Annotated in this window: 10 protein-coding genes and 1 tRNA gene; 7 read left to right on the top strand and 4 right to left on the bottom strand. The window is 70.3% G+C overall.

The features are described from left to right. On the top strand, nucleotides 1-1,079 hold a 1,079-nt coding region (locus AACZ35_RS09325; protein WP_339828411.1), incomplete at its 5' end, for a YihY family inner membrane protein. Beyond that, nucleotides 1,076-1,621, top strand: a complete 546-nt coding sequence (locus AACZ35_RS09320; protein ID WP_339828408.1) for a TlpA disulfide reductase family protein — start codon at nucleotides 1,076-1,078, stop codon at nucleotides 1,619-1,621. The genes AACZ35_RS09325 and AACZ35_RS09320, both read left to right, overlap by 4 nt. Here AACZ35_RS09320 and ppk2 read toward each other — a convergent pair. From ppk2 to hemA, 4 genes are read right to left on the bottom strand one after another with little or no spacing between them, the layout of a single operon-like run. Continuing rightward, nucleotides 1,618-2,394: a polyphosphate kinase 2 gene (gene ppk2, locus AACZ35_RS09315; RefSeq protein WP_339828413.1), complete on the bottom strand. Its 777-nt coding sequence runs from the start codon at nucleotides 2,392-2,394 to the stop codon at nucleotides 1,618-1,620. The genes AACZ35_RS09320 and ppk2 overlap by 4 nt on opposite strands. Beyond that, the gene (gene moaB / locus AACZ35_RS09310; RefSeq protein WP_339828406.1) at nucleotides 2,391-2,912 is read right to left on the bottom strand and encodes a molybdenum cofactor biosynthesis protein B; all 522 of its coding nucleotides are present in this window, start codon (nucleotides 2,910-2,912) and stop codon (nucleotides 2,391-2,393) included. The genes ppk2 and moaB overlap by 4 nt, the downstream gene beginning before the upstream one ends. Further along, on the bottom strand, nucleotides 2,909-3,994 hold the full coding sequence (gene prfA / locus AACZ35_RS09305) for a peptide chain release factor 1 (protein ID WP_339828404.1): 1,086 nt from the start codon (nucleotides 3,992-3,994) through the stop codon (nucleotides 2,909-2,911). Before prfA ends, moaB begins: the two co-directional genes overlap by 4 nt. Beyond that, nucleotides 3,972-5,243 (bottom strand): glutamyl-tRNA reductase, encoded by a 1,272-nt coding sequence (hemA, locus tag AACZ35_RS09300; RefSeq protein WP_339828403.1) that lies wholly within the window; start codon nucleotides 5,241-5,243, stop codon nucleotides 3,972-3,974. The genes prfA and hemA overlap by 23 nt, the downstream gene beginning before the upstream one ends. A gap of 101 nt (nucleotides 5,244-5,344) precedes the next feature. Here hemA and AACZ35_RS09295 point away from each other — a divergent pair, with 101 nt between their 5' ends. From AACZ35_RS09295 to AACZ35_RS09275, 5 genes are all read left to right on the top strand, one after another. Beyond that, on the top strand, nucleotides 5,345-7,000 hold the full coding sequence (locus AACZ35_RS09295; RefSeq protein ID WP_339828401.1) for a tetratricopeptide repeat protein: 1,656 nt from the start codon (nucleotides 5,345-5,347) through the stop codon (nucleotides 6,998-7,000). After that, entirely contained in the window at nucleotides 6,997-7,605 is a 609-nt protein-coding gene (gene lolB / locus AACZ35_RS09290; RefSeq protein ID WP_339828400.1) for a lipoprotein insertase outer membrane protein LolB, read from the top strand. The genes AACZ35_RS09295 and lolB overlap by 4 nt, the downstream gene beginning before the upstream one ends. Continuing rightward, nucleotides 7,602-8,468 carry a 4-(cytidine 5'-diphospho)-2-C-methyl-D-erythritol kinase gene (gene ispE / locus AACZ35_RS09285; RefSeq protein WP_339828399.1) on the top strand — a complete coding sequence of 289 codons (867 nt, stop codon included), beginning with the start codon at nucleotides 7,602-7,604 and terminating at the stop codon, nucleotides 8,466-8,468. The genes lolB and ispE overlap by 4 nt, the downstream gene beginning before the upstream one ends. Nucleotides 8,469-8,494: 26 nt before the next feature. Beyond that, nucleotides 8,495-8,572 (top strand) — tRNA-Gln (locus tag AACZ35_RS09280). 47 nt (nucleotides 8,573-8,619) lie between these two features. Beyond that, entirely contained in the window at nucleotides 8,620-9,576 is a 957-nt protein-coding gene (locus AACZ35_RS09275; protein WP_339828398.1) for a ribose-phosphate diphosphokinase, read from the top strand. The last annotated feature ends 8 nt before the right edge of the window (nucleotides 9,577-9,584 follow it).

Raw genomic sequence — 9,584 nt, 5'->3', positions numbered from 1 at the left:
TGTTCGAGGAATGGAGCGGCATGCTCACCAACTTCGTATTTTCCAACTTCGTGCCCAGCTCGGCGAGGATCGTGGAAGACGAGGTGCGGAACTTCGCGAAAAGCGCACGCGAGCTTACGGCCACGGGCGTCGTGGCTCTGTTGGTGTCGCTGCTGCTGACCATGTGGAGCATCGAGTCCACCTTCAACCGCGTCTGGCGGGTGCCGACGCCGCGTTCGGGCCTGCTGCGTTTCCTCATCTACTGGACGCTGCTTACGCTGGGCACCCTGGGTGCGGTGGCCAGCCTGGCGGTCACGTCCTACCTGTTCTCGCTGCCGGTCTGGTCGGGCGAAGCCACCACCTGGGGTACGCGCCTGCTGGGCTACCTGCCCAATGTGGTGGAACTGGCGGTGTTCACCCTGGCCTACTGGCTTATCCCGCACCGCAGCGTGCCGCTGCGTTATGCCCTGGCCGGCGGGCTGTTCGCGACGATCCTGTTCGAACTGGCCAAGCGCGGTTTCGCGGCCTATCTGGTCGGCGTGCCGACGTACGAACAGCTCTACGGCAAGCTGGCGGTGATCCCCATTTTCATGCTGTGGATCTACCTGAGCTGGGTCGTGGTGCTGCTGGGCGCCAGCTTCGCGGCCTCCCTGTCGTCCTTCAGATACCAGCCCAAGGCGCTGCAGCTGCCCGAGGGCATGGAAATGTATGCCTACCTGCGCCTGCTCGGGCGGCTCAACCAGGCCCGCCGCGAAGGTCAGGGCCTGCACATCGCCCAGCTGCAGGAGCGCGAGCCCATGTTCACCGACGACCTGCTCCAGCGCATGCTCGCCGGCCTGTGCGGCCTGAACATCCTGCGCCGCGCCGAAGACGGCACCTGGCTGCTCAGCCGCGACCTCGACACCGTCAGCCTGGGCGAACTGCACGAAGGCCTGGCCCTGCGCGTGCCGGGGCCCATCCACGGCCTGCCCGGTTACGACGACCGCATTGGCCGCGACGCCGCGCGCGCCCTGGCCAACCTGCAGCAACCGCTGGCCGCGCCGCTGGCGCGCAGCGTCGGCAGCTTCTTCACACCCGATCCGGACAATACCAAGCCATGAAGACCTTCCTGCCCGTCCTGCTCGTGGCGACCGTGCTGGCCGCCTGCCAGCCGGCCGCCGAACCCGCACCTGTCGTGGCGCCCGCGCCCGAACCGGCGCCGGCGGCTGAACCCGCCGAGGCCGGCATGCCCAGCCATCCGCGCCTGGTCGTGGAAACGCTCGACCACGGCCCCTTCGACCTGGCGCAGCAGCGCGGCCAGTGGGTGGTGGTGAACTTCTGGGCGACCTGGTGCAAACCCTGCCTGAAGGAAATTCCCGACCTCACCGCCTTCGATGCCGCGCGCGAGGACGTGCGGGTGATCGGCCTGGCCTACGAAGAAATCGAAGCGGCCGACATGCGCGCCTTCCTGGAAAAACACCCGGCGGGTTACCCGATCGCGCTGCTCGACGTTTACGACCCGCCGGCCGACTTCGATACGCCGCGCGGCCTGCCGATGACCTACCTGGTCGACCCGCAGGGCAAGGTTGCGAAGAAGTACCTGGGCCCGATCACCTCCCAGGAGCTGGCCGCCGACATTGCGGCCATCGCCGGCGAGGCTTAATAGGCCATCGGGATCGGTTTCACCGGGCCGGTGTAACGCTCCTTGCCCGGGCGCGACTTCAGCGGCGGCAGCGCCACGCGCGAGCGCGGCACGTCGTGGTCGGGCAGCTGGTCGAGCAAGTGCCGGATAAGCGTCAGCCGGCCGCGCTTCTGGTCATTGAAGTCCACCACCGTCCACGGTGCTTCCGGGCGGTGCGTGGCCTCGAACATGGCGTCGCGGGCCTTGCCGTATTCGGCGTATTTCTCGCGCGCCTTGACGTCGATGGGCGAGAGTTTCCAGCGCTTGAGCGGGTCTTTCGCGCGCTCGGCAAAACGCTCTTCCTGCTGTTCCTGGTCCACCGCCAGCCAGTACTTGAACAGCAGGATGCCGTCGTCCACCAGCATCTTCTCGAACACCGGCGCCTGGCGCAGGAAGGCCTTAACCTGTTCGGGCGTGGCGTAACCCATCACCTTTTCGACGCCGGCGCGGTTGTACCAGCTGCGATCGAACAGGGTGATCTCGCCGGCGGCCGGCAGGTAGGGCACGTAACGCTGGAAGTACCACTGGCCGAGCTCGCGTTCGCTGGGTTTGGCCAGCGCCGCGATGCGGGTGCGGCGCGGATTGAGCGTCTCGGCGATGGCGTTGATGGCGCCGCCCTTGCCGGCGGTGTCGCGGCCTTCGAACAGCACCACCAGGCGCTTGCCGGTGTGTTCAAGCCAGCGCGCCACCTGGTTGAGTTCCACCTGCAGTGGCTCGAGTTCCTTTTCGTATTCCTTGCGCTTCATGGACATCAGGACTCCCGGAGGCGGGGACGCAGGTTGGCGAGGTTGCAGGGGCGGGTGCGGGCGTCGAGCTGGGCGCGGATAAGCTTTTCCCAACCGGTGCGGCAGGCCGACGTGGAGCCGGGCAGGGCGAACAGGAAGGTGGCGTTGGCCAGGCCGGCGAAGGCGCGCGACTGCAGGGTGCTGGTGCCGATTTCGTCGAAGCTGAGCACGCGGAACATTTCGCCGAAGCCCGGCATCTGCTTGTCCAGCAGCGGCGCGATGGCTTCGGGCGTGGAGTCGCGGCCGGTGAAGCCGGTGCCGCCGGTGACCAGGATGCCGTGCACGGCCTCGTCGGCGATCCAGCGCGAAACCAGCGCGCGCATCGCGTATTTGTCGTCGCGAACGATGGCGCGTTCGTGCAGCTGGTGGCCGGCCTCGGCCAGCGCCGCGCACAGGTAGTCGCCGGAGCTGTCTTCGGCCGGCCCGCGGCTGTCGGACACGGTCAGCACGCACAGCGACAGCGGGATGAATTCGGCAGCGGCGCTCATGCGGCCTCCGTCAGCAGCTTGAGTTCGTCGGCCTGGTGTTCGCGGGTGAGGCGGTCGACCAGTTCGTCCAGGTCGCCGGCCATCACCTGCGGCAGCGCGTAGAGGGTGAGCCCCTCGACGCGGTGGTCGGTGATGCGGCCCTGCGGGAAGTTGTAGGTGCGGATGCGCTGGCTGCGGTCGCCGCTGCCAACCTGTAGCCGGCGCGACTGCGCCTGGGCCGCGGCCTGCTTCGAACGCTCCTCGTCCAGCAGTCGCGCCTTGAGCAGCGACATCGCCCGGGCGCGGTTCTTGTGCTGGCTGCGTTCGTCCTGGCATTCGACCACGATGCCCGAGGGCAGGTGGGTGATGCGGATGGCTGAATCGGTCTTGTTGACGTGCTGGCCGCCGGCGCCGGAGGCGCGGAAGGTGTCCACGCGCAGGTCGCCGTCGCGCAGTTCGATCTCGTCGACTTCGTCGAGCTCGGGCAGGATCGCCACCGTTGCCGCGGACGTGTGGATGCGTCCCTGCGATTCAGTCGCCGGCACGCGCTGCACGCGATGGGTGCCGGACTCGAACTTCAGTCGCGAATAGGCGCCGCGGCCTTCGACGCGGGCGACGATTTCCTTGTAGCCGCCGTGTTCGCCTTCGCTGGCCGACACCACTTCGACGGTCCAGCGCTTTTTTTCCGCGTAGTGCGCGTACATGCGGAACAGGTCGCCGGCGAAGATCGCGGCTTCGTCGCCGCCGGTGCCGGCGCGGATTTCCAGGAACAGGTTGGCTTCGTCGCGCGGGTCGCGCGGCACCAGCAGCAGGGCCAGGGACTCGTCGAGTTCGGCCAGGCGCTGGCGGGCGGCGGGGATTTCCTCTTCGGCCAGTTCGCGCAGCTCCGGGTCCTCGCGCATGCCTTCGGCGGCCTGCAGGTCGCGCTGGGCCTGGGACCAGGCCGCCAGGCCGGCGGCGACCGGTTCGAGTTGCGCATATTCCTTGGAAAGCGCGCGGAAGCGGGCGTTGTCGGCCAGCACGCCGGGGTCGGCGAGCAGGCGGCCGACTTCCTCGTGGCGTTCGGCCAGGGCTTCGAGCTTACGACGCAGGCCGGGTGTCATCGTCGTCCTTGTACAGGCGTTCGGCCGCGCGCAGCAGGTCGAGGTCGCCGTCCAGCGCGGCCTGGCGCAGCGCGCTGGACGGGCCGTGCAGCAGTTTGTTGGTCAGCTGGTGGGCCAGCCGGTCGAGCACTTCTTCGGGCGAACGGCCGGCGGCCAGCTGTTCGCGGGCGCGGGCCAGCGCTTCGGCGCGTGCCGATTCGCCGCGGCTGCGCAGCGCCTTCAGCGCGTCCTGCCGGCCCTGGGCGCGCCACCAGGCCATGTAGTGCTCGACCTGCAGGTCGATGATGGCCTGGGCCTGTTCGGCGGCTTCCCGGCGCGAGGCGCGGTTTTCCTCGATCACCTGTTCCAGGTCGTCCACCGTGTACAGGTAAACGTCGGCCAGCGAGGCGACGCTGGCTTCGATGTCGCGCGGCACGGCCAGGTCGAGCATGAACACCGGGCGGTGGCGGCGCGCCTTGAGCGCGGCCTGCACGGTATCGCGGCGAATCACCGGGTCGCGCGAGGCGGTGGCGGTGATCACGATGTCGGCCTCGGGCAGGTGGCGCGGCAGTTCCGACAGCGGCAGGGCATAACCGCCGTGGCGGCTGGCCAGGGCCTGGGCGTGTTCGAGCGTGCGGTTGGCGACCAGCAGGCGCTTGGCCTTGGCATCGACCAGGTGCCGCGCGGCCAGTTCGATGGTGTCGCCGGCGCCGACCAGCAGCACCGTGGCGCGGTCGAGTTCGCTGAACACCTGGCGCGCCAGCCGTACGGCGGCATAAGCCACCGACACCGGATGCGCACCGATGCGGGTGTCGGTGCGCACGCGCTTGGCGACCTGGAAACTTTGCTGGAACAAACGGTCCAGCGGCGTGCGCAGCCGCTGCTGGCCACGCGCGGCCTGCCAGGCGTCCTTCACCTGGCCCAGGATCTGCGGTTCGCCCAGCACCAGCGAGTCCAGGCCGGTGGCGACGCGGAACAGGTGGCGCACCGCGTCGTCGTCGCGGTGCACGTACAGATAGTCCGACAGCGTGGCGGGCGCCAGGCCGTGGTAGGACGCCAGCCAGTCGGCCACGCCCGTTTCCGCGCCGTCTTCGACCTGGCAGTAGATTTCGGTGCGGTTGCAGGTCGACAGCAGGGCGGCTTCGGCCACCCCGGGCACCGCGCCCAGGCCGTCCAGCGCCGCCGGCAGCTGGCCCGCGTCCAAGGCCACCCGTTCGCGCAGGGTCAGCGGCGCGGTCTGGTGGTTGAGGCCAAGGGCGAGCAGGGGCATGGTTGGCTTGGGTCGTTGGCGGCCCGCCATGCGCTAAGCTCTGGCGGGCTGGGCTCTCGTGGATTCCGGCCCATAGTCTAGCCGGTGCCCGCCAAAACCCCATGATCTGGAGCAAATCCCCACCGATTGCCGCGCTTGCCCTGGCCATGGTCCTGGCCATGCCGGCGGCTGCCCGCCCGGCCGACGTGCTCGAGCCGGTGATGGCGGGTGAATTCGCCCTGCAGGCCGGTGATTTCGCCCAGGCCGCCGGGCACTACCTGCGCGCCGCCGAAGGCTCGCGCGACCCCGGCCTGGCCGAACGGGCGGCGCGCATCGCGCTGCTGGCCGGCCAGCCCGGGCCGGCGGCCGCGGCGATCTCGCGCTGGCGGGAGCTGTCGCCCGGTTCCCTGCCGGCTGCCGCCGCGTCGATCCAGCTGGCCCTGGACCTGGGCGATGCCGACGCGGCCTTCGCCGAGGCCGTGATCCTGATGGACCCGGACCTTCCCATGGGTTTCCCGGTGCTGCTTTCGGCCCTGGGTGATGCCCGCGACACCCGCGCCACCGTTGCGCGCAAGGTGCTGCGCACCCTTTACGAACACGACCACATGCCGGCCACGCTGGGTGGCTGGCTGGCCGTGGCCGGGCTGGCCCGCCGGCTCGAGGACCGCCCGCTGGCCGAACGCCTGGTCGTGGAGGGCGTCGAGAGATTCCCCGAGGACCCGCGCGCCCTGCTGCTGGAAGCCGCGCGCCTGCGCGAACAGGGCCGTGACGAAGCCGCCCGCGAACAGCTCGCCGGCCTGGGCGATCCCGCGGCACTGGCGCCGGAGCTGCGCCGGGCCGCGGCGCGCCAGTACGCACTGCTGGGCGACCGCGTGGCGGCCGCCGCCACCCTGGGCCACGGCCCGCAGGACGAGGACAGCCTGCGCCAGCGCGCCCGCTGGCTGATCGCCGACGGAGACCGCAAGGCGCTGGCCGGCCTCTACGCTGAAATCGCCGGGCTGGCGGAGGTGCCCTCGCCGGAGCGCCGCCTGCTGCTGGGCCTGCTGGCCGAAAGCCTGCTGCGCTGGCCCGAGGCCGAAGCCTGGTATTCGTCGGTGCCCCGCGGGCCCGGGCACGACCAGGCCATGCTGCGTCGCGCCGGCGCCGAAGGCCGGCTGGGCCGCCTCGACGAAGCGCTGGCGACCCTGCACGAACTGCAGGTCGACCAGGCCGCCGACGGCGAATACATCCGCGATGCCTACCTGCTCGAGGCCGAACTGCTGGAACGCCGCGACCGCGGCGACGACGCCCTGGCCACCCTGGCCCGGGCGCTGGAAATCTTCGAACGCGACCCGTCGCTGCTTTATGCGCGGGCCATGCTGCACGAACGGGCAGGGCGCATCGATGACGCCCTGGCTGACCTGCAGCTCCTGCTCGACGACAACCCCGACAGCCACCAGGCGCTCAACGCCTACGGTTACGCCCTGGCCGTGCACCGGGAAGCCTGGGCAGAGGCCTTGCCCTACCTGGAACGTGCGCTGGAACTGTCGCCCGGTTCAGGCGCCATCCTCGACAGTGTCGGCTGGGTGCATTTCAAGCTGGGTCGGCGCGACAGCGCCCTGGAGCTGCTGCGCCAGGCCTGGGCGGCCCGGCGCGATCCGGAGATCGCCGCCCACCTGGGCGAGGTGCTCTGGCAGGCCGGCGAACGGGCCGAGGCCCGCAAGATCTGGCGCGCCGGCCTGCGGCTCGACCCCGACAACCCGTCCCTCAAGCAAGCGCTGGAGTCCCACGCCCCATGACCGCGTTCCGTTTCCTTCGCTGCCTGGCACTCGCGGGCCTGGTTACCGCCCTGGCCGCCTGCGTGCCGGCGCCGGTGCGCACCAGTGCCGACGCCAGCCTGCTGGCGGCGCAGGCCGCGCACGAGGCGGCGCTGGCGGCCGAACCGGACTGGCGCCTGCAGGGCCGCCTGGCGGTCAGCGCCGGTGGCGACGGCGGCAGCGGCCGCATCGACTGGCTGCAGCGCGGCGACAGCTACGACATCAAACTTTCCGCGCCGGTCACACGCGCCAGCTGGCGCCTGCTGGGCGGCCCGGACCAGGCCCGGCTCGAGGGCCTGGACGGCGGCCCGCTGGCCGGCCCCGATGCCCGCCGCCTGCTGGTCGAGGCCACGGGCTGGGACATCCCGGTGCAGGCCCTGGCGTACTGGGTCCGCGGCGGTCGCGCGCCGGGCCAGGCCCATATTGAATTCGGCCCCGACGGCCTGCCGGCGCTGATCGTGCAGCAGGGCTGGTCGGTGGAATACCGCGGCTGGACCCCGGGCCCGGCGCCGCGCCCGAAGCGGGTTTTCGCCACGCGGCAGGACGCCTCGGTGCGCCTGGCCGTGGACGCCTGGGAGGCCCCGTGACCGGGGCCGCGGCCGGCGACTGGACCCGCTGGCCGGCTCCGGCCAAGCTCAACCTGTTCCTGCGCATCGTCGGGCGCCGCCCGGACGGCTACCACCGGCTGCAGACCGTCTTCCAGCTGCTCGACTGGGGCGACACGGTGCTGCTGCGGCTTCGTGACGATGGCCGGATCTGCCGCGAGGCCACCGAAGGTTATGACGTGCCGGAGGTCGAGGACCTGACGGTCCGTGCGGCCAAACTCCTCAAATACGAGTCGAAAACACCCCTTGGCGTCGACATCGTCGTCGAAAAACGCATCCCGCTGGGCGGCGGCTTCGGGGGTGGGTCTTCGGACGCGGCCACCGTGCTGGTGGCGCTCAACCACCTCTGGGGCACCGGCCTGGGCGAAGACCAGCTGGCGGTGCTGGGTCTGGCCCTGGGTGCCGACGTGCCGGTGTTCGTGCGCGGCCGCAGCGCCTGGGCCGAAGGGGTGGGGGAGGTGCTGAGCCCGGTCACCCTGTCGCCGGCCAGTTACCTGCTGGTCGATTCCGGGGTATCGGTGCCCACCGTGGAGTTGTTCCAAGCGCCTGATTTGACCCGGGATGCGCCGCCAGCGACAATATCGGACTTCGCTTCAGGCCTTTGCCTCGGGAATGTCTTCGAGCCGGTGCTGCGTCGTCGTTCGGAAACCGTGGCCACGGTCCTGGACACCCTCGCGCAGTTCGGCACGGCGGCCCTCACCGGGACCGGCGGCGGCTGCTTCGTGCGTTTCGACGCGCGGGCCGACGCCGAGGCTGCGCTGGCGCGCCTTCCCGACGGGATGCGCGCCTGGGTGGCCGACGGCGTGGACGTGTCGCCCCTGCACCGGGCGCTGTCCGCGGCTTAGGGGCTTGATGCAAAACAATCCAGCGGTGGGGCGTCGCCAAGTGGCCTAAGGCACCGGGTTTTGATCCCGGCATTTCGTAGGTTCGAATCCTACCGCCCCAGCCATCCGACGTTTCGCTCGTCATCCACCTCCAACGCGGAAGCCAGCCACCATGAGCAAGCAGAACCTGCTCGTCTTCACCGGCAACGCCAACCGGCCACTCGCGCTGGCGGTGTGCCGACAGCTCGGCATCCCGCTTGGCAAGGCCCAGGTGGGGCAGTTTTCCGATGGCGAGGTGCAGGTCGAGATCGAGGAAAACGTGCGCCGGCAGGAGGTGTTCGTCATCCAGTCCACCAGCGCGCCGACCGCCGAGAATTTCATGGAACTGCTGGTGCTGATCGACGCGCTCAAGCGCGCCTCGGTCGCCAGCGTCACCGCGGTGGTTCCGTATTTCGGCTATGCCCGCCAGGACCGCCGCATGCGTTCGGCGCGCGTGCCGATCACCGCCAAGGTGGCCGCCAAGATGTTCAGCGCCGTCGGCACCGACCGCGTGCTCACGGTGGACCTGCACGCCGACCAGATCCAGGGCTTTTTCGACATCCCGGTCGACAACGTCTATGCCTCGCCGCTGCTGCTGGCCGACATCTGGCGCAGCCATGGCACCGACGACCTGATCGTGGTCTCGCCCGACGTCGGCGGCGTGGTGCGCGCCCGCGCGATCGCCAAGCGCCTGGACGACGCCGACCTGGCCATCGTCGACAAGCGCCGCCCGAAGGCCGGCGTGGCCACGGTGATGAACATCATCGGTGACGTCGAAGGCAAGACCTGCGTGCTGGTCGACGACATCGTCGACACCGCCGGCACCCTGTGCGCCGCCGCCGCCGCCCTGAAGGCCAACGGCGCCAAGAAGGTGCTGGCCTACTGCACCCACCCGGTGCTGTCGGGCGCGGCCATCGCCAACGTCACCAACTCGCAGCTCGACGAACTGGTGGTCACCGACACCATTCCGCTGTCGGAAGCCGCGCGGGCCTGCCCGCGCATCCGCCAGCTCAGCGTCGCCGAGCTGCTGGCCGAAACGATCCGCCGCATCGCCTTCGGCGAGTCGGTGAGTTCGCTGTACGTGGATTGACCCCGGGC

It is taken from the genome of uncultured Arenimonas sp., assembly GCF_963976025.1.
Classification (GTDB): domain Bacteria; phylum Pseudomonadota; class Gammaproteobacteria; order Xanthomonadales; family Xanthomonadaceae; genus Arenimonas.
Note: the sequence above shows the minus strand (reverse complement) of the source record. Positions and strands in the feature narration are given on the sequence as shown.

What these genes read in the sequence shown, in the direction of transcription:
- hemA (WP_339828403.1), bottom strand. Translation starts at nt 5,243, where the DNA reads ATGCCCCTGCTCGCCCTTGGCCTCAACCACCAGACCGCGCCGCTGACC.
- moaB (WP_339828406.1), bottom strand. Translation starts at nt 2,912, where the DNA reads ATGAGCGCCGCTGCCGAATTCATCCCGCTGTCGCTGTGCGTGCTGACC.
- AACZ35_RS09295 (WP_339828401.1), top strand. Translation starts at nt 5,345, where the DNA reads ATGATCTGGAGCAAATCCCCACCGATTGCCGCGCTTGCCCTGGCCATG.
- lolB (WP_339828400.1), top strand. Translation starts at nt 6,997, where the DNA reads ATGACCGCGTTCCGTTTCCTTCGCTGCCTGGCACTCGCGGGCCTGGTT.
- prfA (WP_339828404.1), bottom strand. Translation starts at nt 3,994, where the DNA reads ATGACACCCGGCCTGCGTCGTAAGCTCGAAGCCCTGGCCGAACGCCAC.
- AACZ35_RS09320 (WP_339828408.1), top strand. Translation starts at nt 1,076, where the DNA reads ATGAAGACCTTCCTGCCCGTCCTGCTCGTGGCGACCGTGCTGGCCGCC.
- AACZ35_RS09275 (WP_339828398.1), top strand. Translation starts at nt 8,620, where the DNA reads ATGAGCAAGCAGAACCTGCTCGTCTTCACCGGCAACGCCAACCGGCCA.